Here is a 24268-nt window from a genome sequence, read left to right as displayed (position 1 = left end):
CCCTACGGCAGCAGAACTGTTGCGCCGGTCGTCTGTCGCGTTTCGAGACGGCGATGCGCCTCGGCTACTTGCGCGAGCGGCATGCGGGTATGCACTGGTATTTTCACCGCACCGCTGAGCACGACATTGAAGAGATCCTCGCTCATGGCGACAACGTCCTCGCGCCTGGCGAGATGATGGAACAGCAACTGCCAGGTGGCGAACAGCGATCCCTTCTGCATCAACAGCATGATGTCGAAGGGCGGGATCGATCCCGACGCCGTGCCGAAGCTGACGAAGGTGCCGAACGGCCGCAGGCAATCAAGTGAGGCCGGGAAGGTGGCCTTGCCGACGCCGTCATAGACGACATGGCAGCCCTCGCCCTTGGTGATCTCTTTCACCCGCGCGGCAAAGTCCTCCCTGCTGTAGTCGATGACATGGTCGCAGCCATTGGCGCGCGCCAGTTCGGCCTTCTCGGGTGAGCCGACCGTGCCGATGACGGTCGCGCCGAGATGCTTCGCCCACTGCGTCAGGATGAGGCCGACACCGCCTGCCGCGGCATGCACGAGGATGGTGTGGCCGGCCTCGACGCGAAACGTGCGGCGCAACAGATATTGCGCCGTCAGTCCCTTCAGCATCATCGCCGCACCCGTCTCGAAATCGATGGCGTCGGGCAGGTGCACCACGAAATGCGCCGGCACGATGCGCTCCTCGGCATAGGCGCCGAGCGTCTCGACATACGCAACGCGATCGCCCGGGGCAAAGCCGCTGACGCCTTCGCCGACCGCGATGATTTCGCCGGCGCCTTCATTGCCCGGCGTGAACGGCAAAGCGGGTGGCGCATATTCGCCGGTGCGGAAATAGACGTCGACGAAGTTGAGGCCGACCGCCCGGTTGCGCACGCGGACCTCGCCCGGTCCGGGCTGGCCGATATCGACATCTTCATAGGCAAGCACCTCTGGCCCGCCATGCTGGTGAACACGGATCGCTTTCATGTTTTTCTTCCCTGCGCTGTTCATGTGGGAGGGAGATAGCGCGTGAGGAGATATCGCTGTAGACTGATATCGTTGACAACAGAGTTCAAAGAAGATGATATCTGAACAGATCGGCCTCGACCTTCTTCGCACCTTTGTGGCGGTCTGCCGGCAAGGCAGCCTGAGCAGGGTCGCCGCACAAACCGGCAGAACCCAATCGTCGCTGAGCATGCAGATGCGCCGGCTCGAGGGCCTGCTCCATCGGCATCTGTTCCAGCGCACCGGCCGCGGCGTCGTGCCGACTGCGGAGGGAGAGTTGTTTCTGGGCTATGCGACCCGCATCCTAGCTCTGGGCGATGAAGCGGTGGCGCGGCTGCAGCAGGCCGGCATTGGCGGCGGCGTGCGCATCGGCCTCGCCGAGGAAGTCACCACCGCCGCGCTGTCGGCAGCACTCGGGCGGCTTCATCGCACCTATCCCGACATCAGCCTCGACGCGGCCGTCGAGCACAGCGTCGCGCTCGGACGGCTCTGGAGCGAGGACGCGCTGGATGTCATGATTGCCCCGACATCCGTCGTAGCAGCCGACGCCCTGACGACATGGAATGTCGAACTGCAGTGGGTCTGCGCTACGGACTATGTGCTGGATCAGGAACGGCCGCTCGATCTCGTCGCCTTCGGTGCAACCTGCCCTTGGCGCAGGCGCATGATCGAGGCGCTGGTCGCCGCCGGCCGGCAGCACAGGATCGTTTTGTCGTGCCAGAGCGTGACCGGCCTGCAGGCGGCGATCGAGAACGGACTGGGCGTCGGACTGCTTCCGCCGGAATCGGTGCGCACCGCTTCGATGCGGGTGCTGAAGACATCGGTGCCCGAGCCGCTCACCGTCCAATACGGTCTCTACGCGCACGACCGCAGGACTGCCGTCGTTGATGCCGCGATCGAGATTCTGATGAAGGATTTGCCGGTTTCGGCACGGGCATGGGAAGGGCAATCGCATAGGGCAGCGCCAGCCCCCTCTCCGTCCGCTACGCGGCCACCTCTCCCCCATTTTGTGGGGGCGAGGAACCCAAGCTTATAGAGGCCGCGACCTTTGCGATTAGCTTCCTCGCCCCCGCGAGAGCGGGGGAGAGGTGGCTCGGCGAAGCCGAGACGGAGAGGGGGCTGGCACTGCCATAGGCGATAAGCCTTGCGGGCGTGACAGCCAGAAGAAGCTACCGGCCGTAATAGAGGGTGACGGTGTGCTTGGCCTCGGCGAAGAACAGCCAGCGTTCGACCAGCATGCCGGCGAACTGGATGATAGCCGCAAGCACCGACAGGACCCCTGCAACCGGCCACGGCACGACGAAGGCGATGACGAGCAGCAGGGCAGGCAAGGCGAAAGCCAGCAACTGCGTAATCCCACGTAGCTTGGCGGCGTGTTTGCGGGCGATGCGAAAGCCCATTTCCTTGAGCAGATAATTTTCTTCGGTGTGCGGCCACTCCAGCGAGCGCACAGTGCCGCTGGCAAGCCCTGTCGCGGTGTTTGCGGTGGTCGTGATCTCCAGCGCGTCATTGTATCGCCAAGTCGCCAGCTTCCAGCCCCAACCCAGCAAGATGAACAGCAGGGCGGCGGCGGCAATGACGGTCGAGCCGATGGCGAAGGCCTGCACTAGCGCGTTGAGCAACACGCTGCCGGTCATCACTGAGAAGATGAGATAGCCGGGCAGCGTGTAGCGGCTGTGCCACTGCGCGATCGGCTTCAGCGAGGCATAGATCATACCGGTGGTGCAGACGGTGACGACGGCGCCGATAGCCGTCAGAAACCCGGCGATGGCTACCCAGCCGCCGGTGCGGCCGAAGACCACCCAGCCAAGGCCGAGCAGCCCGGCTGGAATGAAGGTCACTACCGACGCCACGCCTTCGCGCGACAGCCAGGAACTGCGCCACTGCGAGAAGGCGCGCCAGGCACGTTCGGGGCGGCCGAGATGGCCGGTCGAGGACAACAAGCCGGCGGCGATCAGGCCGAGCGCCAGCCCCATGCCTATGAGGCCGAGCCAGAAATCGGCCGGGATGAACCCTAGCCAGGCAAGCACGCCAAGCAGTGCCAGCAGGCCGTAGCCCGCGCCGGTAGCGGTGGTGAAGAAGACGACGGAAAAGGCTGGATGCATTGGTCAGTTCGAAAGCATGCGGTCGACCCAGCCGAGGAAACCGCCTTCGGCCTTGACCGGCTCGAGCCTTGGCGCCGCCACCGATGCGGCGCGCTGGGCACGGGGCGGCAGGTATTTGTTGGTCGGCTTGTAGCCCATCTCCGGCATCAGGTCGACGCCGCCACGGCTGGCCACCAGTTGCGACACCGCCGAGGCTGGATCGCCGAGGTCGCCGAAATGCCGGGCGCTGGTCGGGCAGGCGGCAACGCAGGCCGGCACGCGGTCTTCCTCGGCCAGATTGTCATTGTAGATGCGGTCGACACACAGCGTGCATTTCTTCATCACGCCGACATCGGTATCGAACTCGCGCGCGCCATAGGGACAGGCCCAGCTGCACAGTTTGCAGCCGATGCATTTGCTTTCGTCGATCAAAACGATGCCGTCCGATGCCCGCTTGTAGGAGGCGCCGGTCGGGCAGACGGTGACGCAGGCGGGCGTCTCGCAATGCAGGCAGGAGCGCGGAAAGTTCACCGTGCGCCCGCCCGCCTCCGTCGTGTGCTCGTAGCTGTGCACGCGGTTGAACCAGACGCCGTCGACATCGCCGCCATAGGGGTGGATGTCGGTCAGCGGCGCCATGTGGCCGCCGGTGTTCCACTCCTTGCAGGCGGTGACGCAGGCCTGGCAGCCGACGCAGGTGTCGAGGTCGATGACCAGACCCAGTTTCTTGTCGGTATGGGCGGGAAGGCAGGTCATTCCACGGCTTCCCTGTTGACGCGGAATTCGGCGCCGTAGCGAAGGATGTCGGGCGATGGCGCGACATTTGGCGGTTGGCTGAAACGCTCGAATTGCGGCTCGGTGAAGCCCGCTTCTTCATCAGCGCATTTGACGATGCGCACGCGCAAATCGAACCACGCCGCCTGTCCTGTCACCGGATCGGAATTCGAATAGCGCTTGCCGTTGGCATCGGCCGATGTCTGGTCGCCGATAATGTGGTTGAGCAGGAAGCCGCGATTGCTCTCGGCGGCGTCATCCTTCAGCCCCCAACTGCCGCGCCGTTTGCCGATGGCGTTCCAGGTCCACACCGTATCCGCATTGACCCCGTCGACCAGCTTGATCTGCCCCTTCACGCGGCCGTTAATGCTTTCGATCCACACCCAGTCGTCGTCGACAAGGCCGAGGTCAGCGGCGGTCTGGTGATGCACGAACAGGCGGTTCTGGCTGGTGATCTGCCGCAGCCACGCATTCTGCGAACCCCAGGAATGATACATGTGCATCGGCCGCTGCGTAAGCGCATGCAGCGGATATTTTTCGAGATCGACGGCGGCCTCTTCGAACGGCGTAAACCAGAACGGCAGCGGGTCCATGTAGGTCTCGATGCGTTCGCGTTCTGCCTCCGGGGGCTGTACGCGGCCATGGCCCCGCGCGGCGAGGCGAAAACGCTGCATCGGTTCGGAATAGAGCTGGAAGATGATGGGCTCGGCTTTCGAGATGAAACCCATCTGCACCGCGAAGTCGAGATAGGAGCGGTTGGCCATCTTGTAATAGCGCTGGTCGGCGGCAAAGTCCTGGTGCCAGAAGCCGCCATTGTCGATGTAGCGCTGCAGCTGGTTTGGGTTGACCTCGCCTTTGCCGATGGCTTCGCCATCCTTGCCGCGCCAGCCGGCAAGTGGGCCGATGCCCGGTGTACGCTCATGATTGACGATGTAGTCGGCGTAGTCGCTGTATTTCGCGGACCCGTCATCATTGACGAAGCCGGGCAGGCCGAGCCGCGCCCCGAGTTCGATCAGCACCGACTGGAACGGCCTGACATCGCGGTCGGGCTCGACGACGGGATGGCGGATGGCGTCGCCCGGCCCGTCGGCATGGCTGATCGGCCGGTCGAGCAGGCTGATACAGTCATGCCGTTCGAGATAGGTGGTGTCGGGCAGCACCAGATCGGCGAACGGCACCGTCTCCGAATAATAGGCATCGGAATAGATGATGAAGGGGATCTTGTAGTTGCCGGCTCCGTCATGGTCGGTCAGCATGGCAATCGTCTCGACGGTGTTCATCGACGAGTTCCACGCCATGTTCGACATGTACATCATCAGCGTGTCGATCTTGTACGGGTCACCGGCCCAGGCATTGCGGATGACCGTATGCATCAGCCCGTGCGCGGCGAGCGGCGCATCCCAGGAATAGGCCTTGTCGATGCGAAGCGGCGTGCAGGCCTCATCGACCAGCAGGTCATCCGGCCCACAGACGAAGCCGAGCGGCACGCCGTCCAGCGGCGTCATCGGCTTGACCGTCTTGCCGCACGGCTTCGGCCCCGGCGGCGCCGAGCGCGGGTAGGGTGGCTTGAAACGGAAACCGCCGGGCACGTCGATCGTGCCCAGCAGCACCTGCAAGAGGTGGATGGCGCGGCAAGTGTGAAAACCGTTGGAGTGGGCCGAGATGCCCCGCATGGCGTGCATCGACACCGGCCGTCCCTTGATCGTCTCGTGCCGACGCCCGGCCCAATCGCTCCACGCCACCGGCAGTTCGATCGTCTGTTCAAAGGCGACATGCGCGAGTTCGGCCGCGATCCGGCGGATCGTGTCGGCCGGAATGCCGCAGCGTGCCGCGACCGCATCGGGCGCGTAGCTGTCGTCCATGTAGCGGTCGGCAACAAGCTGGAACACCGGCACGCAACGGCGGCCGGCGACGGTGTAGCTGCCGGTCAGCGCCGGCTTTGCCTCTGGATCGGCTGCGTCGATGGAGGCCTTCGCCACTCGGTCCCAGGCGACGGGATTGTCGTCGCTGTCGCGCAGGAAAAGCCCGTCATCGGCGGCGCCCGGCTCCTGGATGACCAGCACATGCGCGTTGGTGTAGCGGATGAGATAATCGAGATCGACGCGGCCGGCCTTGAGCAGTTCATGGATCAGCGCGAAGACGAACAGGCCGTCCGTGCCGGGACGGATGCCGATCCAATCGTCGGCAATGGCGTTGTAGCCGGTGCGGCAGGGATTGATCGACACCACCTTGGCACCGCGCGCCTTGAGCTTGCTGAGCCCGATCTTGATCGGGTTGGAATCATGGTCCTCGGCGACGCCGAACAGCATGAAGTATTTGGTGTTGTCCCAGTCGGGCTCGCCGAACTCCCAGAACGAGCCACCGATCGTGTAGAGCCCACCGGCCGCCATATTGACCGAGCAGAAGCCGCCATGGGCGGCGAAGTTCGGCGTGCCGAACTGGCTCGCCCACCAGCCGGTCAGCGATTGCGACTGGTCGCGCCCGGTGAAGAAGGCGAGTTTCTTCGGATAGGTCTGGCGTATCTTGGAAAGCCGCTCCGTCGCGATCGAGAAGGCTTCCTCCCATTCGATCTCGCGAAACTCGCCGGAGCCGCGCGGGCCGCTGCGCAACAGCGGCTTCTTCAGCCGCGCCGGGCTGTAATGCTGCATGATCCCCGAACTGCCCTTGCCGCAGATCACGCCGCGGTTGACCGGATGGTCCTTGTTGCCGTTGATGTAGCGCACCTTGCCGTCCTTGATATGGACGTCGATGCCGCAACGGCAGGCGCACATATAGCAGGTGGTCTTGGCGATGCTGTCGGAAACTTTGGGAGAGGTGTCGACGCCGTCGCCTTCGTCCGGCGCGCGTGTATCGGCAAGCGGCCGTTGCGACGGTGCGGAATTGGCCCCCCGCGGCGCTCCGTTCTTCATAGGCCAGGCGTGCTTTTGCTACCTGAGAATTTGGCCCGCGTCTTCGGCCCGGGGCCGCGCATATAGTGCTCTTCAGGATGATAGCGGTCGCCGGCCAGCCGCCGCCTGAGGCCACGGGTCCAATGCGCAAGCAGGGATCTGAACCGCCCGATCATTTTGTTGGCTGCGATCTGTTGGCGAATTTGTTCTAACTTCGCCAGAAAAAGTAGAATAAAGCTATCGATCTGTCTAATCAGTTGTTCTTGTAAATTCGATCGAAATTGGTTCTTAATGGTCTCATGACCCTGGACCAATTGCGCATTTTCGTCGCCGTCGCCGAGCGTGGCCATATGACCAAGGCGGCAGAGCTTTTGGGCATCTCCCAGTCGGCCGCGTCGGCGGCCATCCGCGCGCTTGAAGAGCAGCACGGCGTTCATCTGTTCAACCGGGTCGGACGCAACATCGAGCTGGCGCAAACCGGCCACCGCTTCTTGCCCGAGGCCAAGGCTGTGCTGGAGCGCGCCGCCGCCGCCCGCAACGTGCTGGAACATGTCTCGCAAACGGTCGCCGGCAGTCTTTCGATCGCCGCCAGCCTGACCATTGCCAGCTATTGGCTGCCGCGCCGGCTGGCGTCTTTCCACGAGGCCTACCCGGCGGTCAGGCTAAGCGTCAGCATCGGCAACACCAGGCAGGTCGAGGCCAATGTGCTGGACGGCACTGCCGATCTCGGCCTGGTCGAAGGGCGCACCGAATCCGACATCCTTCGCCGCACCAAGGTCGACGTCGACAGATTGATGCTTGTTGTCGCCGCCTCGCATCCCGAGATCGCCGAAATCGCGCCGGGCCGCCCCGACATCAGGGGGTTGCGCTGGATCATCCGCGAGGGCGGTTCGGGCACGCGCGAGGTACTGGAGGATCTGGCACGCCGCGAGGGGGTTTCGCTCGCCGACCTGCAGATATTCCTGGTGCTGCCGAGCAACGAGGCGGTTCGCCAGGCGGTCGAGGCCGGCGCCGGCGCCACCATCATCTCGGATCTGGTCGTCGGGCGCGCCGTTGCCGAGGGCAGTCTCCGGTCGGTGCCGCTCGAGCTGCCGAAACGCGACTTTGCCATGATCACCCATCGCGACCGCCAGGCAAGCCTGGCGCAGATGGCGCTGAAGGCGCATCTCGGCGCCGAGCCCGGCAGCAGCAATCCCGCTTAGGGCTAAGCGAACTTCCGCTGCGCATCCAGCGCCAGGCCAAGGCCGACCGAGCCGAACATGTCGCCGTCGATCACAGCTGCCTGTGGCACCAGCGACAGGATCTCTCGTCGCGCCAGCGGGATCGCGGTCGAACCGCCGGTCAGGAACACGGCTGTGATGTCGGACGCTCTCACGCTGGCGTCGGCGATCGTCTGCCGCACCGTCGCGGATACCCGTTCGATGTCGGCGGCAATCGTCTCTTCCAGGCCGGCCCGCGTAATTTCGGCGGCAAAATGCACGTCGGGCAGCGCCACCGTCACATCGGCCGAAGCCTGATCCGTCAGTGTGATCTTGGCTCGTTCTACCAGCCCGGCGAGCGCGTGGCCGTAGCGATGCTCGACAATGTGGATGAAGCGCTCGACCAGATCGGCGCGCTTGGCCTCGAAGCGGATCTGCCTGAGGTCCGTCATCGCCTTGGCGGTGTAGACAAGGTTGATGCGCTGCCACGTCGCCAGGTCGATGAAGTAGCTCGCCGGCAGGTTGCGCTTGCCGTCTTTCGTCGGTGAGAGATAGCCGAGCTTGGGCATGACATGGGCGATGCTGAGCAGCCGGTCGAAATCGGTGCCGCCGATATGGACGCCACGGTTGGCCAGGATGTCGTCCTTGCGGTCGCCTGAGCGCGCGCGCTGCGGCGAAACCCGCACGATCGAGAAGTCGGACGTGCCGCCACCCATGTCGACGATCAGCGCCAGCTCTTCACGTGCCACACCCTGTTCGTAATCGAGTGCAGCGGCGATCGGTTCGAACTGGAAGGCGATGTGCTTGAAGCCTTGCGCGCGAGCTGCCTTTTCAAGCTCGCCCTGCGCCTTGGCATCGGCTTCCGCATCGTCGTCGACAAACTGCACCGGGCGACCGAGTACGACGCTCTCCACCGGAGCGCCGGCATTTTCCTCGAGCCGTTTCTTCAGATGGTCGACGAACATGCCGACAATGTCGATGAAGCCGATCTGGCGTGCCTTGATGCGCGTCTTCTCATGCGCCAGCGAACTGCCGAGCACGCTCTTCAGCGACCGCATCAGCCGGCCTTCGATGGCGTCGGTGTAGTCGGCAATGGCGCGGCGGCCGAAATAGGTGTGGCCGTCCTCGAAGTTGAAGAACACAGCGCTGGGCAATGTCGGCTGTTCCCCTTCCAGCGCCACCAGTCGTGCCTGGCCGTTCCGGATTACGCCCACCGTGGAATTGGACGTGCCGAAATCGATGCCGCCAAATGCCTGGTGCATTGCAGCCTCCTGTCATTGGGTCGTCGCGGTGGCAGGCGTCGCAAGACACGCCGTCCAGGGGTCTGACCGTTCTGCCGAATGATTGTGCGTGTTTACCCGTGGGTTGGGAGGCGGCGGTCTATCGCAAGATTGAGAAAAGGGGAACCCCTTTCCCCCGGGAAATGGGTGCTGCGCGTCAATCCTTGCGGAAGATCAGCCTGCCCAGCCAGCCGGTGATCATGGCCAGCGACACGGCGAAGACGCCGTAGAGAAAGGAATAATCGTGCGCGACGCGGAAGATCGACTGTTCGAAACCCGACTTGCGGATTTCGAGCTGGGCCGAGCTTTCCTTGAGGAACAGGCCGCTCTTGAACAGGAACGCGCGGGCTTTATGCGTTCCAACCGGTACGTTGGGCGCCAGCCGCACCGTGGCGCGGAACAGGTTCTGCGACAGGAATTGCACGCCACCCACATTCTCGCTGTAGAGGCCGGTCGCCGCCTTGCGCTCGCGCAGGGCCGTGGTGAATTCCTCGATCGTCGCCGGGCCGTCGGTGGCATCGGCCGGCTGCATGTAAAGATTGGAAGCGCCGAGCGACAGCTGCTTGTAGCTGTTGGGTTCGGTGATGTCTTGCAGCGGCCGCGTCGTGGCGACGGAATAAGACACCGGCACGTTTTCGAAGGTCTCGGATTCCAGATTGACCCAGACGCCAAGCACCCGGTCCTTGCGGCGCACCACCACCGGCCGCGGCGGCCCTTCCAGCACGACGATGACGTCATAGCGTCCCTGCCGCGCCACCAGCGGATCGGGGTTTTCCAGCGAACCGAAAATGGTCAGGTCGGCGCCGGAAAAACCGGCGGTGATCGACACGGCGTCGGTGGAAAGACCGATCTGGATGCCTTCCGGCAGCGGGTTCGGCGCCTGTGCTGCCGCCGGCAGGGCGAGGGCGAAAAGCAAAGCGGCGGCCGAAAAAATCCTCCATCCCCGCATCAGTTCAGGCCTGCCGCGGTCAGCGAATAGAGGTTTGGCGGCGTGACGAAGAGACCGATGGCAAGCCGGATCGCGACCGCCAGCACCAGCAGCGCCAGCAGCGCCCTGAGCTGTTCGCCGCGCAGCTTCTGGCCTGCCTTGGCGCCATATTGCGCACCGGCGACGCCGCCCGCCATCAGCAGGAAGGCAAGCATGACGTCGACCGTCTGGTTGGTGGTGGCGTGCACCAGCGTGGTGTAGGCCGAGGTGAAGATGATCTGGAACAGCGAAGTGCCGATAACGACGTTGGTCGGCACTTTCAGCAGGTAGATCAGCGCCGGCACCATGATGAAGCCGCCGCCGACACCCATGATCGACGACAGGAAGCCGATACCCGCGCCGAGCCCCAGCACCGGAATGACACTGACGAACAGCTTCGAGGCCCTGAACCGCATCTTCAGCGGCAGCCGGTGGATCCAGTTGTGCTGGCCGGACTTCTTCAAGACCGGCGCAGCACCGCTGCGCGTGGCGCGCAGCGCATTGACGCTTTCGACCAGCATCAGCCCGCCGACGGTGCCGAGCAGCACGACGTAGAGCAGCGAAATGAACAAATCGAGCTGGCCGAGCCGGCGCAGGAAGGCAAAGACGAAGATACCGCCGGTCGAGCCGACGACACCTCCGGCCAGCAGCACCCCGCCGAGCTTGAAGTCGAGCGTGCCGCGCTTCATGTGCGAGAGCGCGCCGGAGAATGAGGAGGCGATGACCTGGTTGGCGCCGGTCGCGACCGCGATCGCCGGCGGGATGTTGTAGAAGATCAGGAGCGGCGTGATCAGAAAGCCGCCGCCGACCCCGAACATGCCCGACAGGAAACCCACCGCCGCGCCCATCGCCAGCAGGACGAAGACGTTGACGGAAATTTCCGCGATCGGGAGATAGATGCCCACCCGTCAGTCTCGATCAGTTTGCCTGTCGGCGATTGCAGCCATTGCCGGGCATTGTCGCACCGAAAAGCCAATTTTTCCTTGCGCCGACGGGGCGCTCGGGTCAAACCCCGCCGCTCTGCCGAAACAAAAAACATCTCAATCAGTTAACAGGCAAATGTGTGGCAAGAGCGTCGCGTTAGCGACGCATCTGCCGTTATTTGTGCGCCAGCAGCGCCTTCACCAGCTTTTCGTCGATTTCGCCGGTCGCCTGCATCTTGTTGTCGGTCTGGAAGGCCATGATCGCGGTCTTGGTCTTGCCGCCCATCACGCCATCGGCGCCGCCGGCATCGTAGCCGTTCTTGTTAAGGATGAGCTGGATGTTCTTGACTGCCTTCTTCATGTCGACGCTGGCGGTCGTCTGCGGCGTGCCTTCCTGCCAGGACTCCGGGATGTCGGCCGAGTTGGAAGCCGGGTCGAGCGGCTTCGGCTTCCACAGTTCGGTGGCGGCGCGCGCCCGCTCGAGCTGTTCGGGCCGCAGCGCACTGGCGACTTCGTCGCGCTTGGCCTCCGCATCTTTGTCGCCGGCCTTGGCGACGAGTGCGAACCATTTGTAGGATTCCTCCAGGCTCTGTTTCATGCCGACGCCCTTGGCCGCCAGGATGCCGAGATTGAACTGGCTGTCCTTGACGCCGACATCAGCCGCCGCCTGGAACCAGTGCGCGGCCGATTCATTGTCGATCACGCCGTCCGCGGCCATGGCAAAGAGCACGGCGAGGTTGTGCATGGCGCTGGCGTTCCCTTGCGCGGCGGCGAGCTGGTAGAAGGTCTTTGCCTTCTTGATGTTGCGCGTGACGCCGATGCCCTTTTCGTAGAAATTGCCGATGCGGTACTCGGCCGGCGCGAAGCCGAGTTCGGCCGACTTTTCGTACCATTTGGCGGCTGCCGCCATGTCTTCTTTGACGCCGCGCGATTCGGCATAGCGCGAACCGAGCTCGAACAGCGCCTTGGCGTCGCCGCCGGCGGCCGCGTCGCGCAAGGCTTGCGGGCCGGCATCGGCCGGAACGTCGATCTTGGCGACGACAGGCGTTGCCGCAGCGTCAGCGGGCGGAACGGCGCCGGTCGTATCCGATGCCGAGGGCGCCACGACAGCGGCCGCAGGTTGCGCGTCAGCCGCCGGTTCCGCAGTGGCGGTCGTCGGCAATGTTGCGTCTGGCGCCGGGGCAGGATCGGCCAAAGCCATTGGTGCTGGCGTGGATTCGGCTGCTGGCAGGTCAGGGCCAACAGAACTTGTCGAAGCAGCCTCGATCGGCGCGTCATCCTTGGCGGGCGGCTGCGATGGCTCCGCCTGCCTGACCATCCGGGCCGGTGCATCCTGCACGGTTGCCTGCGTGTCTGCCTTGGGTTGGCTGGGAGCGTTGACCGATGCGGTCTCGACCGGCTGCGATGCGACAATCGGCGCCGTATCGTTGCTGGCGACCTCGACCGGGTCGGCGAAGAAGGCCTTGCCCAGCTGCAGGCCGGCAAGCGCCAGCATGATCGCGATCGCTCCCATAAGGATCGGCTTGCGCCGCGCCTTGAGCAGGTCGCCGATCCGCAGCGCTTTTACCGGACCCTTCATGGTGGACTGGCGTTTCAGGGCGTCGGCCTCGGCGGCCGCGGCCTGCGCCGCGCGCCGGGCGGCGGCAATGAAGTCGGATTTCGATGCATCGCCGGTGCTTTGGCGCGCCGGCGGGCCGCGCTCGTCGCGCACGCGCTTCATGATGGCGTTGAGGTCAGGCGCGCCGGAGCCTGGCTCCAGCGGCCGGTTGGCGAACTTGGGGTCGAGCGGCTCGTCGAGATCGACGCTCGGCATGTCGACATTGGGCGTCGAACCGGCGAGTGGCGGCATATCCGCCTGCTTCTTGCCCCTGAAGGCGCGCGCCAATCCGCCGAACAGCGACTTCTTGGCCGTGCCTTCGCCTTTCTCGGCAATCGTATCGGAACCAAGCGCTGCCTGGGCAGCGGCCGCGGCAGCCTCGGCCGGCGAGCGCCGCACCGGCTCGCTGTGCATGACCGGGTCGCTGCGCATATCGGGCTCGGTGCGCATGATGGCGGCGGCGCGACCGTCGAGGTCGGCCATGTCTCCGGTCAGCGGCAGCGGCTGGTCGATGTCCATCGACGGTGCATCCTGCACCGCGATCTTGGAGGCACGGGCAGCGCGGGCTCGTCGTCCCGGCTCGGCCGGCGCATCCAGGAGTTCGCTCACCGCCTCGACCGGCTCGCTGGTTTCCAGCGAGCCCAGGCGGTCGACGATCTTGAGCAGTGTGTCGTGAATAGCCTCGAATGTCCGCGAATTGCGCTCGTCCGAACGGCGCGTCAGCGCTTCCAGCGTCTTCAGATCCTGGGCAAGGCCGGTGACGGCCGCGGTGTTGGCGTTGGAATCGGCCAGTGAGCGCACGGCGCTCTCGGCCGCCTCGCGTGCCGCGCCCATGATGGACTCACGGGTGCCGGCCAGCGACTTCTCGATTTCGTTGAGGCGCGGGCTGATGTCCTCGAATTCCGGCAGCGGCGTGCCGGGCTTCGACAGATGCGCCGACAGGCCGGAGACCTGAGCCTCGAGGCTGCGGATCAGTGCCGGATCGATGCCGGCGACCTGCGCGGCCGACGATTCCAGCCGGCTTGAAATGTCTTCGAGCCGGCTTTCCAGGCCACGGATCGCCGCCTCGTTGGCAGGATCGGGGACACGCGTCTCCATGCGCTTGGCAAGCGCGGTGAAGCGAGCGTCGATGGCGTCCATGATTTCGGCGCTGTCGGCTTGCGGCTGACGCTGGTCCAGCCGGTCGGCGACCTCGTCCAGCCGCCGCTCGAGATCGCGAAACAGCATGTTGCCCTGTTCGATGGCGTCGCCCTGCCGGCGTTCCATCATGCCCGACAGCACGTCGAAGCGCTGTTCCAGGCCCTGGAAAATATAGTCGACGTCCGGGATGGCCGGGGCGCGGTCGATCTTGTCGGCAATCATCGCGATCTGGTTGCCGAGGCGCTCCATCGCCTTTTCCGGCAGATTGGCGCGGCCGGCGAGGTCGTCGACCCGGTTCGACAGCATGCTGAGACGGTCAAGAACCTCTCCGCTCGGACGGACCTGCACCACTTCCTCGATCTGCTGCGCCAGCGAGGCGATCCGCTTCTCGATGCGCTCGAAGGGCTCGGGGTCGAAGGAATTGGCCTGGGCGGCGACGGTCGAGGCGACAATGGCGCGCGTAATCTCGTCAAGCCGTTCGTCGATCAGGCCGAGCGTGTCGCCGCCGCGGTTGTTTTGCTGGCTGACGAAGTGATCGACGGCGCCGGCCAGCGTGCGGACCTTTTCCTCCATCGAGCGCAGCGACAGCGATTCCGGCAGATTGTTGACGGCATTGCTGATCTGCTCGAGCCGGTCGGTCAGGGCCGAAAATCCCGGGCCGTCCGCGCGGTTGCGCTGGTCGGCGTCGACGCGGTCCTCGAACGCGCTCCAGCGGCGGTCGAAATCGTCCCAGCGGCGGTCGACCTTCAGCACGCTTTCCTCGCGCGCCAGCGTGTCGAGCGCGGTCTTCACCTGCTCGAGCTCGAGCCGCAGCATGTTGACGCTTCTGTCGTCGCTCTTTTCGGCCAGCGTCTGGATGGCGCCGGAAAGCCGCTCGAACTCGAGGCCGAGTTCGGCGCTGCCCTTGCCGGGTAAGCCGCTTGATTGGCCTCCCGATTGGCTGCTCGCCTGGAACGCCCGTTCGATGTCCTTGCGCAGCGCGGCGAATTCGCGCTGCAGGCCGGCGGTCATCTGATGGCGCAATTCCTCGCGCAGGCCGCGCAATTCGCCGGCGATCTTGCCGACCACGGCGACGCTGTCTTCCTGGCCGCGCACACGGTCGATGTCGCGCGCAAGCCCCTGATAATTCTGGTCGAAGCCGGACGTCACAGGGCTTTTCGGCCGCGGCGCGGGCTGCGGGTCCTCGTACCAGCGCGGCGGGGCGTAGGGCTGGGCGCTGGCGTAGCGCGGCTCGACCGGTGGCCGGCGCGGATCGAAGCGCTCTCCCACGTCCTCGCGCTTGCGCTCCAGCCGCTGTTCCAGCGTTTCCAGCGAGCGGTTCAATTCATCAAGCGTGGTGTTCGGCCTGCGTGGCCTGCCGGCGTTGAGTGTATCGAGATAGGACCGCTTGCTGTTCATCGATGCGTCCGTTTTTCAGAATGGCCGGCTTGCTGCCAGTTTCCCCAAAGTCCCTGTCGGGAACGAAGGCGGCCGCGCGGCTATGCTGCGGCGGAAGACGAGCTTCCCGGGCCAGGCCCGCTCTCCGAAAAACCGTGAAAAATTCGCTACAGGATAAACACGGATGACCGACATGCGCACATTTCACCCATCGTGGTAAACAAGGCGTTAACCAAGCTTAAGAAGTTACGACGTTGCTGAAATACAGGCAGCGCCCGTCCGGACCCGGCATCGGGGGTGCGGCATAAGGTTTCGCAACCCCAGAACGCCCTTGCGTCATGAGGCGGCTATCGATATAGAATTGACGTAAACGTAAGAGGGGCGCTGTTCGTGCCTTTTGCGATGAATTCGTTGAAACCCACGACTGGAAGCATGCCCCCGCTTCCACTCAGGCGTTGCAAGGTCCGAGACCGCCACGCCACTACAGGGGAAAGCCAGTGACCATGAAACTTGTTTCGCCCGGCGAAGCCGCGGCCAACACCAACAATATGTCTGTCGAAGCCGGCGAGGAACTCGTGCGCATCGGCGAGATGGCCAAGAAGTACGGCGTGACCCTGCGCACGCTGCGCTTCTATGAAGACAAGGGCCTGCTCAATCCGAAGCGCGACGGGGCAACGCGCCTCTACACGCGTCGCGACAAGGCTCGGCTGAAGCTGATCCTGCTCGGCCGCAAGGTCGGGTTCTCGCTGCGCGACGTCAAGCAGATGATGGATCTCTACGATCCCACGGGATCGAATACCAAGCAGCTGCGGCTGGCTCTCGACAAGTCGGAGAAGCAGCTTGCCCGCCTGCAGAAGCAGCGCGCGCTGATCGACGACGCGATCAACGAACTGAGCGGCTCGATGTCGGCCGTGCGCCAGATGCTGTCCGAGCGTTCAGCGCCGGCCAGCGCCGCGAGCTGATCTCGCTCCACCAAGAAGTTTGAAAAGAGCCGCGCGGGCTGCCCGCGCGGCTCTTTTCGTTTGCCGCCATCTTCGCCTGCTCAACCCGTGGACCGCTGGTGTCTGTCACTTCGTGCCGATAGGCTGGCACAAGGAAATTTTGTCGCGGCGACAAAATTGACGTTTACGCAAACGTCAATTTTTGCTATCCCGCTTTCAACATTGGTCTGCATGCTGCCCCGAGCTCGTTTTCGGGACCTGATCCCGCGACCAAGACCGCATGGTGGAGGAAACACATGCCGATCTACAGGGCTCCGGTCCAGGACACGCTGTTCGTGCTCAATGAGGTGCTGGGCTACCAGCGCTATTCCAATCTTCCCGGGTTTGCCGACGCGACGCCCGATGTGGTCGAGGCGATCCTCGCCGAGGGCGCCAAGCTCGCCGAAAACGTCATGCATCCCTTGAACCGCGTTGGCGACATGGAAGGCTGCGTGCGCCATGACGACGGCTCGGTGACGACGCCGAAAGGCTTCAAGGAGGCCTACGACCAGTATCGCGAAGGCGGCTGGATGGGACTGGCGGCGCCCGTAGAATTCGGCGGCCAGGGCCTGCCCTACGCCGTGCACACCGCCGTTGCCGAATACATGGTCTCGGCCAACATGGCGCTGATGATGTATCCCGGCCTGACGCAAGGCGCGATCGCGGCGATCATCACCCACGGCACCGACGAGCAGAAGGCGACCTGGCTGCCGAAGCTGGTCGAGGGGTCCTGGACCGGCACCATGAACCTGACCGAGCCGCATTGCGGCACCGATCTCGGCCTGCTGCGCACCAAGGCGGTGCCCAACGGCAACGGCACCTACAAGATATCAGGCCAGAAGATATTCATCTCGGCTGGCGAGCACGACATGTCGGACAACATCGTCCATCTGGTGCTGGCCCGCATCGAGGGCGCGCCGGAAGGCGTCAAGGGCATCTCGCTGTTCATCGTGCCGAAGCTCAAGCTCGATGCCTCGGGCAATCCGGACGACAAGAACACGCTCTCCTGCGGCTCGATCGAGGAGAAAATGGGCATCCACGGCAATTCGACCTGCGTCATGAACTATGACGAGGCCGAGGGCACGCTGCTCGGCGAGGCCAATGGCGGGCTGAAGGCGATGTTCACGATGATGAACGAAGCCCGCCTCGGCGTCGGCCTGCAGGGCCTGTCGCTGTCTGAGATCGCCTACCAGAACGCGGTGTCCTACGCCAAGGACCGGCTGCAGGGCCGTTCGTTGTCGGGCGCCAAGGCGCCGGACAAGAAGGCCGATCCGATCATCGTCCACCCCGACATCCGCCGCTCGCTGATGACCATCAAGGCCTTCAACGAGGCCGGCCGCGCGCTGGCGCTGTGGACGGCGATCAAGTCCGACATCGCCCACCGCTCCGCCGACGACAAGGACCGCCAGGCAGCCGACGACTACACCGGCCTGCTGACGCCGGTGATCAAGGGCGTGCTCACCGACAAGGGTTTCGACCACGCCGTCATGGCGCAGCAGGTGTTCGGCGGCCACGGCTATATCGAAGAGCACGGCATGAGCCAGTTCGTGCGCGATGCCCGCATCGCCATGATCTATGAAGGCGCCAACGGCATCCAGGCGCTCGACCTCGTCGGCCGCAAGCTCGGCCTGAACGGCGGCCGCGCCATCCAGGCGTTCTTCAAAGACGTCGGCGAATTCTGCGAGGAGAACCGCTCCGACGAGAAGCTGGCGCCGTTCACCAAGGCGCTGAAGAAGGGCCTCAACGATTTGCAAGCGGCGACGATGTGGCTGCTGCAGAACGGCATGGCCAAGCCCGACAATGCCGGTGCCGCCTCGACCGACTACATGCATCTCTTCGGCCTGGTGGCGCTGGGCTACATGTGGGCGCAGATGGCCAAGGCGGCCCAGGCCAAGACCGGCGCCAACGGCTCGCAGTCCTTTTACGACAACAAGGTGGTGACGGCTCGCTTCTTCATGGAGCGGATCATGCCCGAGACGTCGGCGCATCTCGCCCGCATTTCCAGTGGTGCGGAGACGCTAATGGCGCTGCCGGCGGAAGCGTTCTAAAAAAGCCGGCGTCCCCCTCCCCTCGAGGGGAGGGTGGCCCGAAGGGCCGGGAGGGGTCCTGCGTGAAGTGCGCTGGCCTCCTTGGGAGCGCTGGCAGGAGGAAGATCGCAAATGCATGGGCCTCAACTGTTCAAGGATAAAGTCGAGCACGTCATCGGCGACCCCACCCGGCCGCTGCGCGGCCACCCTCCCCTCGAGGGGGAGGGGAACGTCGGCGCCGGGGAGGAAATAGCATGACAAATCCAGCCGAAGTGCTCTCTTTGCCGAAGCCCGCCTGGGCGGCGGACGAGGTCGGCATGCTTTACGACATGGCGCATCGCTTCATGTCGGAAGAGATCGCACCGCGCTACGACGAGTTCGAGAAGAACGAGATGGTCGACCGCGAAAGCTGGCGCAAGGCGGGTGCCGCCGGCCTGCTCTGCGCCTCGATGCCGGAGGAGTATGGCGGCTCCGGCGGCACCTTCGCACACGAGAGCGCCATCATCGAGGCCATCGGCCATGTCGGCGTCGACGGTTTCGGCATCGGCCTGCACAATGCGATCGTCGCCCCTTACATCCTGCACTACGGCTCGGAAGAGCAGAAGAAGAAGTGGCTGCCGAAGCTGGCGACCGGCGAGCTGATCGGCGCCATCGCCATGACCGAACCGGGCGCCGGCTCCGACCTGCAAGGTGTCAAGACGCGAGCCGAGAAGGACGGCAACCAGTACAAGATCAATGGCTCCAAGACCTTTATCACCAACGGCCAGCTCGCCAATCTTATCATCGTCGTCACCAAGACCGATCCGGCCAAGGGCGCCAAGGGCACCTCGCTGATCGTCGTCGAGACCGACGAGGTCGAAGGTTTTCAGCGCGGCCGCAACCTCGACAAGATCGGCTTGAAGGCCAACGACACGTCCGAATTGTTCTTCAACGATATGCGCGTGCCGACCTCCAACCTGCTCGGTCATGAAGAGGGACAAGGCTTCATCCAGCTGATGCAGCAATTGCCGCAGGAACGCCTGCAGATCGGCACCGGCGCCATTGCCATGATCGAGCGCGCGCTGGCGCTGACAATCGACTACGTCAAGGATCGTAAGGCCTTCGGCAAGGCGATCATCGAGTTCCAGAACACCCAGTTCAAGCTGGCCGAGCTGAAGACCGAGGCCACCATCGGCCGCGTCTTCTACAATGATTGCGTCAGCCGCCATATCAATGGCGGCCTCGACCCTGTCACCGCCTCTATGGCCAAGTACTGGCTCTCGGACCTGCAGGGAAAAGTCGTCGACGAATGCCTTCAATTGCATGGTGGCTATGGCTACATGAATGAATATCCGATCGCCCGCATGTTCCGCGACGCCCGCGTCCAGCGCATCTACGGCGGCACCAACGAGATCATGAAATTGCTGATTGGCCGCTCTCTCTGAGAGCCACGACCGGCAAACCCAAGGAGCAAGAAAATGGCCGAAGCTTATGTCTATGACGCCGTGCGCACGCCGCGCGGCAAGGGCAAGAAGGATGGCTCGCTGCACGAAGTGCCGGCGGTGCGGCTTGCTGCAAAGACGCTTGAAGCGCTGCGCGACCGCAACGGGCTCGACACCGGCACTGTCGACGACATCATCTTCGGCTGCGTCGATCCGGTCGGCGAGGCCGGCTCGGTCATTCCGCGTGCCGCCGCCTTCGAGGCCGGCTACGACAACAGGGCGCCGGGCATGCAGATATCGCGCTTCTGCGCCTCGGGCCTCGACGCCATCAATTTCGGTGCCGCCAAGATTGCGCAAGGGGCGGACGAGATCGTCATTGCCGGCGGCGTCGAATCGATGTCGCGCGTCGGCATGGGCGCCTCCGGCGGCGCCTGGTTCATGGACCCCTCCGTCGGCCTGCCCGGCTGGTTCGTGCCGCAGGGTATTTCGGCCGACCTGATCGCCACCAAATACGGTTTTTCGCGAGACGACGTCGACGCCTATGCGGTCGAGAGCCAGAAGCGCGCGGGCAAGGCCTGGGCCGATGGCCGCTTCAACAATTCGGTCATCCCGATCAAGGACCAGAATGGGCTGACCATCCTCGACCATGACGAGCATATGCGGCCGTCGACCGACATGCAGTCGCTGGCCTCGCTCAACCCATCCTTCGTCATGCCGGGCGAAATGGGCGGCTTCGACGCGGTTGCGGTGCAGAAGCATCCGGAAGTCGAAGAGGTCAACCACGTCCACCACGCCGGCAACTCGTCCGGCATCGTCGACGGTGCGGCCGCCGTGCTGCTCGGCTCGAAGAAGGCTGGCAAGACAATGGGTCTCAAGCCACGCGCCCGCATCCGCGCCTTCGCCAATATCGGCTCCGAGCCGGTGCTGATGCTGACCGGTCCGGTCGACGTCACCGAGAAGCTGTTGAAGCGCGCCAAGATGAAGCTGTCGGACATCGATCTGTTCGAGCTCAACGAGGCCTTCGCGTCGGTGGTGCTGCGCTACATGCAGGCCTTCGACATCCCGCACGACAAGATCAACGTCAATGGCGGCGCCATTGCCATGGGCCATCCGCTCGGCGCCACCGGCGCGATGATCCTGGGCACGGTGCTCGACGAGCTGGAGCGTCGCGACCTCAACACCGCTCTGGTGACGCTCTGCATCGGCGCTGGCATGGGCACCGCAACGATCATCGAACGCGTCTGATTTTCGGCCGGAAGGAGAGAGACATGACCTACACGAACTTCACGGTCGACACCGACGCAGACGGCATTGCGCTGGTCACCTGGAACATGCCGGACCGGTCGATGAACGTCTTTACCGAAGAGGTGATGAACGAGCTCGACAAGATCATCGACCAGGTGGTGGCCGACGCTGGCATCAAGGGTGCGGTGATCACCTCGGGCAAGGACAGCTTCTCCGGCGGCGCCGACCTCACCATGCTGCAGAAGATGCTGACGGTTTTCGCCAAGGAGAAAGGCAAGGACCCGGAGAAGGCGGCGAAGCTTCTGTTCGACAATGCCGGCCGTATGGGCGCGCTTTGGCGCAAGCTCGAAACCTCGGGCAAGCCCTGGGTTTCGGCCATCAACGGCACCTGCATGGGCGGCGCCTTCGAACTGTCGCTTGCCTGCCACGGCCGTGTTGCAGCCGATAGCGATAAGGTCAAGATGGCCTTGCCGGAAGTCAAGGTCGGCATCTTCCCCGGCGCCGGCGGCACCCAGCGCGTGCCGCGGCTGACCGACCAGCAGCAGGCGCTGCAGATGCTGACCACGGGCCAGAACCTGTCGGCGCAGAAGGCCAAGGCCATGGGCCTGGTCCACGAGGTCGCCGAGCCGAGCAAACTGATCGACACTGCCAAAGCAATGATCAAGAACGGCCTGAAAGCCGTCCAGCCTTGGGACGAGAAGGGCTTCAAGCTGCCCGGGGGCCAGATCTATTCGCCCGCCGGCTTCAATCTGTGGCCGCCGGCCATCGCCATCCTGCGCCGCGAAACCTATGGCAATTATCCGGCCGCCGCGGCCATCCTGAAATGCGTCTATGAGGGCCTGCTGGTGCCGTTCGACACCGGTCTGCGGATCGAACAGCGCTATTTCACCGAAATCATGCAGTCGAAGGAAGCGGCAGCGATGATCCGCTCGCTGTTCGTCTCGCTGCAGGAGCTCAACAAGGGCGCCCGCCGCCCGGCCGGCGTGCCGGAAACCAGGTTCAAGAAGGTCGGCATTCTCGGCGCCGGCTTCATGGGCGCCGGCATCGCCTTTGTCACCGCCAAGGCTGGCATCCAGGTCGTGCTGCTCGACCGCGACATGGCGTCGGCCGAAAAGGGCAAGGCGCATTCCGACAGCCTGATCTCGGATCAGGTCAAGAAGGGCCGCGTCAAGCCTGAGGAGAAGGAGACGCTGCTGTCGCTGATCACGCCGACGGCGGACTATGCCGATCTCGCCGGCTGTGACCTCGTCGTCGAGGCGGTGTTCGAGGATTCGGCCGTCAAGAAGGCTACCACCGAACAGGCCGAAGCGGTGCTGAAATCGTCGGCGATCTTCGCCTCCAACACCTCGACCATCCCGATCACCGCGCTGGCCAAGAATTCGGCGCGGCCGAAGAATTTCGTCGGCATCCACTTCTTCTCGCCGGTCGACAAGATGATGCTGGTCGAGATCATTCTGGGCAAGAAGACCGGCGACAAGGCGCTGGCCACCGCGATCGATTTTGTCCGCGCCATCAAGAAGACGCCGATCGTCGTCAACGACACGCGCGGCTTCTACGTCAACCGCTGCGTGCTGCGCTACATGTCGGAAGCCTACAAGATGCTGATCGAGGGCGTTCCGGCGCCGATGATCGAGAATGCCGCCAAGGCCGCCGGCATGCCGGTCGGCCCGCTGGCGCTGACCGACGAGACGGCGATCGATCTGGCGCAGAAGATTATGAAGCAGACCATCAGGGACCTCGGCGACAAGGCCGTCGATCCCAAGCAGATGGCGCTGATCAACACGCTGGTGGACACCCATGGCCGCTTCGGCCGCAAGAACGGCAAGGGTTTTTACGACTATCCCGCAAAGCCCGCCAAGAAGAAGCTGTGGCCGGGGCTGAAGGATCTCTATTCGCAGCTGAAGCCGGAGAAGGTCGACTATGAGGAGCTGCAGCGGCGCCTCCTGGTCACCATTGCGCTCGAAGCGGCGCGGGTGATGGAAGAGGGCATCGTCACCGATCCGCGCGAGGCCGATGTAGGTTCGATCCTGGCCTTCGGCTTCGCGCCGTTCACTGGCGGCGCGCTGTCCTATATCGACGGCATCGGCGCCAAGGAGTTCGTCAAGATCGCCAAGGGCCTGCAGAAGAAATACGGCGCCGAGTTCAAGGCGCCCAAGCTGCTGCTCGACCTGGCCGAGAAGGGCGAGACCTTCTACCAGCGCTTCGATCCCTACGCGAAGGGCGATGTGAAGAAGGCAGCCTGACGCCCTCAGGATGTATGTCTGGGGTCGCCTGGCGCGCATGATGGCCACGGCGTCGCGCCGTGGCCCTTATCACATGGGTGACGAAAGCCGGCTCGCCTTTCGTTGCCTGCCGACCGACATCGACTTCAACAGCCATCTCAACAATGCCCGCTACATGATGCCGGCCGATCTCGCGCATGACCCCGAAAATCGGAATCGATTTTCGGAAAGGATCATGCGCCAGCTCAAAGTGCTACAGCGTCCTTTGCGCGTCCAATAGGACGCGCGGCGCTGCAGGCGCATCGACATTTTCCTGCGCGTCGGCTTCATCGACTTGACCAGGAAGCATGGCTGGGCGCCGATGGGATCGGCGGGCTGCAAGCGGCCTATGTGCGCGATATAAGGCTGTGGCACCGGTTCGAGGTGGCGTCCTCGATCGAGACCTGGGACGGCACCTCGATCATCGGCAAGCACCGCTTTGTCCTCGACAATGGCGAGACAGCCGCGCTGATCATGACCACGGGCGGCGTCTACGATCGTCGCGGCCGCCGCTTGCTCGACATCGACCAGGTCGTCGCGGCACTTGGCCGTTCTGCCAAACCGCGTCCGCCCACCAATGCCGAGCGGACGTTCATGGCCTCGCACCGGAATCTGCGCGACGAGGCCAAGCGCGCCTGATCACGCTTTCGGGAGCAGAGGGCGGGTGCTTCTTTGTAACGCGCGCAGGTGTTAAAATTAGCTGTCGCTAAGGAAACTGTTGACGGAGGGAGCAATTATCATGCGCATGATGCTGAAAATTTCTGTTCCGACCGTGGAAGGCAACAAGGCGCTCAAGGACGGCAGCATGGAGAAATTCATCGAACACAGCCTGTCCGAGCTGAAGCCGGAAGCCGCTTATTTCACCGCCGACAAGGGTCGGCGGACCGCCTATCTTTTCGTCGACATCAAGGACAGTTCCGAGATGCCCTATTTTAGTGAGCGCTTCTTCCTTGCGTTCAATGCCGACGTGGATTTCGTGCCGGTCATGAACGCCGAGGAACTCAGAAAGGGCCTGCCGAAGGCCTTGGCCGGGATCGGATAGGCCCTCCGTCTCGGTTCAGCTTTCTCGATGATCCGCTAGCTCCGCCGGTGGACAATCAGGCGAATGCGCGCTAG

At 64.0% G+C, this 24268-nt stretch carries 18 protein-coding genes and 1 pseudogene; 10 read left to right on the top strand and 9 right to left on the bottom strand.

Going from position 1 to position 24268, the window contains the following annotated elements:
• Window positions 1-2: 2 nt before the first annotated feature.
• On the bottom strand, window positions 3-974 hold the full coding sequence (locus tag FJV77_RS19370; protein ID WP_142868367.1) for a quinone oxidoreductase: 972 nt from the start codon (window positions 972-974) through the stop codon (window positions 3-5).
• 94 nt (window positions 975-1068) lie between these two features.
• Between FJV77_RS19370 and FJV77_RS19365 the strand changes: the two genes are divergently transcribed.
• Window positions 1069-2028 carry a LysR substrate-binding domain-containing protein gene (locus tag FJV77_RS19365; protein ID WP_142868366.1) on the top strand — a complete coding sequence of 320 codons (960 nt, stop codon included), beginning with the start codon at window positions 1069-1071 and terminating at the stop codon, window positions 2026-2028.
• Window positions 2029-2161: 133 nt separating this feature from the next.
• Here the strand turns inward: FJV77_RS19365 and FJV77_RS19360 are convergent, their stop codons facing one another.
• From FJV77_RS19360 to FJV77_RS19345, 4 genes are read right to left on the bottom strand one after another with little or no spacing between them, the layout of a single operon-like run.
• On the bottom strand, window positions 2162-3097 hold the full coding sequence (locus tag FJV77_RS19360) for a DmsC/YnfH family molybdoenzyme membrane anchor subunit (protein ID WP_142868365.1): 936 nt from the start codon (window positions 3095-3097) through the stop codon (window positions 2162-2164).
• A gap of 3 nt (window positions 3098-3100) precedes the next feature.
• Window positions 3101-3829, bottom strand: a complete 729-nt coding sequence (locus tag FJV77_RS19355) for a 4Fe-4S dicluster domain-containing protein (RefSeq protein WP_142868364.1) — start codon at window positions 3827-3829, stop codon at window positions 3101-3103.
• The gene (locus FJV77_RS19350) at window positions 3826-6756 is read right to left on the bottom strand and encodes a molybdopterin oxidoreductase family protein (protein WP_142868363.1); all 2931 of its coding nucleotides are present in this window, start codon (window positions 6754-6756) and stop codon (window positions 3826-3828) included. The genes FJV77_RS19355 and FJV77_RS19350 overlap by 4 nt, the downstream gene beginning before the upstream one ends.
• Window positions 6753-7085 carry a hypothetical protein gene (locus FJV77_RS19345; protein ID WP_185970382.1) on the bottom strand — a complete coding sequence of 111 codons (333 nt, stop codon included), beginning with the start codon at window positions 7083-7085 and terminating at the stop codon, window positions 6753-6755. The genes FJV77_RS19350 and FJV77_RS19345 overlap by 4 nt, the downstream gene beginning before the upstream one ends.
• On the opposite strand from FJV77_RS19345, the gene FJV77_RS19340 reads away from it, so the two are divergent.
• Window positions 7035-7937: a LysR family transcriptional regulator gene (locus tag FJV77_RS19340; protein WP_142868361.1), complete on the top strand. Its 903-nt coding sequence runs from the start codon at window positions 7035-7037 to the stop codon at window positions 7935-7937. The two genes, FJV77_RS19345 and FJV77_RS19340, sit on opposite strands and share 51 nt — an antisense overlap.
• A gap of 2 nt (window positions 7938-7939) precedes the next feature.
• Here the strand turns inward: FJV77_RS19340 and FJV77_RS19335 are convergent, their stop codons facing one another.
• The 4 genes from FJV77_RS19335 to FJV77_RS19320 form a co-directional block, all read right to left on the bottom strand.
• Window positions 7940-9196: an Hsp70 family protein gene (locus FJV77_RS19335; RefSeq protein ID WP_142868360.1), complete on the bottom strand. Its 1257-nt coding sequence runs from the start codon at window positions 9194-9196 to the stop codon at window positions 7940-7942.
• 175 nt (window positions 9197-9371) lie between these two features.
• A complete protein-coding gene (locus FJV77_RS19330; RefSeq protein WP_142868359.1) occupies window positions 9372-10163 on the bottom strand; it encodes a TIGR02186 family protein in 792 nt (263 codons plus the stop codon).
• The gene (locus FJV77_RS19325) at window positions 10163-11086 is read right to left on the bottom strand and encodes a sulfite exporter TauE/SafE family protein (protein WP_142868358.1); all 924 of its coding nucleotides are present in this window, start codon (window positions 11084-11086) and stop codon (window positions 10163-10165) included. The genes FJV77_RS19330 and FJV77_RS19325 overlap by 1 nt, the downstream gene beginning before the upstream one ends.
• A 193-nt stretch (window positions 11087-11279) precedes the next feature.
• Window positions 11280-15239 (bottom strand): SEL1-like repeat protein, encoded by a 3960-nt coding sequence (locus FJV77_RS19320; protein WP_142868357.1) that lies wholly within the window; start codon window positions 15237-15239, stop codon window positions 11280-11282.
• A 482-nt stretch (window positions 15240-15721) separates the two neighbouring features.
• On the opposite strand from FJV77_RS19320, the gene FJV77_RS19315 reads away from it, so the two are divergent.
• The 8 genes and pseudogenes from FJV77_RS19315 to FJV77_RS19280 all read left to right on the top strand — a co-directional run bounded on the left by FJV77_RS19315 (window position 15722) and on the right by FJV77_RS19280 (window position 24194).
• Complete coding sequence (locus FJV77_RS19315; protein ID WP_142868423.1) at window positions 15722-16180, top strand: MerR family DNA-binding transcriptional regulator; 459 nt, start codon at window positions 15722-15724, stop codon at window positions 16178-16180.
• A gap of 275 nt (window positions 16181-16455) precedes the next feature.
• Window positions 16456-18246, top strand: a complete 1791-nt coding sequence (locus FJV77_RS19310; protein WP_142868356.1) for an acyl-CoA dehydrogenase — start codon at window positions 16456-16458, stop codon at window positions 18244-18246.
• Between the two features lie 233 nt (window positions 18247-18479).
• A complete protein-coding gene (locus tag FJV77_RS19305; protein ID WP_142868355.1) occupies window positions 18480-19649 on the top strand; it encodes an acyl-CoA dehydrogenase family protein in 1170 nt (389 codons plus the stop codon).
• Window positions 19650-19682: 33 nt separating this feature from the next.
• Complete coding sequence (locus FJV77_RS19300; protein ID WP_142868354.1) at window positions 19683-20891, top strand: acetyl-CoA C-acetyltransferase; 1209 nt, start codon at window positions 19683-19685, stop codon at window positions 20889-20891.
• A 23-nt stretch (window positions 20892-20914) separates the two neighbouring features.
• Window positions 20915-23134: a 3-hydroxyacyl-CoA dehydrogenase NAD-binding domain-containing protein gene (locus FJV77_RS19295; RefSeq protein WP_142868352.1), complete on the top strand. Its 2220-nt coding sequence runs from the start codon at window positions 20915-20917 to the stop codon at window positions 23132-23134.
• A gap of 10 nt (window positions 23135-23144) precedes the next feature.
• A pseudogene (locus FJV77_RS19290) lies at window positions 23145-23306 on the top strand (thioesterase); the annotation flags it as partial.
• 197 nt (window positions 23307-23503) lie between these two features.
• The gene (locus tag FJV77_RS19285; RefSeq protein ID WP_348643828.1) at window positions 23504-23791 is read left to right on the top strand and encodes a hypothetical protein; all 288 of its coding nucleotides are present in this window, start codon (window positions 23504-23506) and stop codon (window positions 23789-23791) included.
• 100 nt (window positions 23792-23891) lie between these two features.
• Complete coding sequence (locus FJV77_RS19280; RefSeq protein ID WP_142868351.1) at window positions 23892-24194, top strand: hypothetical protein; 303 nt, start codon at window positions 23892-23894, stop codon at window positions 24192-24194.
• Window positions 24195-24268: the final 74 nt, after the last annotated feature.

The sequence above is a fragment of the Mesorhizobium sp. WSM4306 genome (genome assembly GCF_007003975.1).
Classification (GTDB): domain Bacteria; phylum Pseudomonadota; class Alphaproteobacteria; order Rhizobiales; family Rhizobiaceae; genus Mesorhizobium.
Note: the sequence above shows the minus strand (reverse complement) of the source record. Positions and strands in the feature narration are given on the sequence as shown.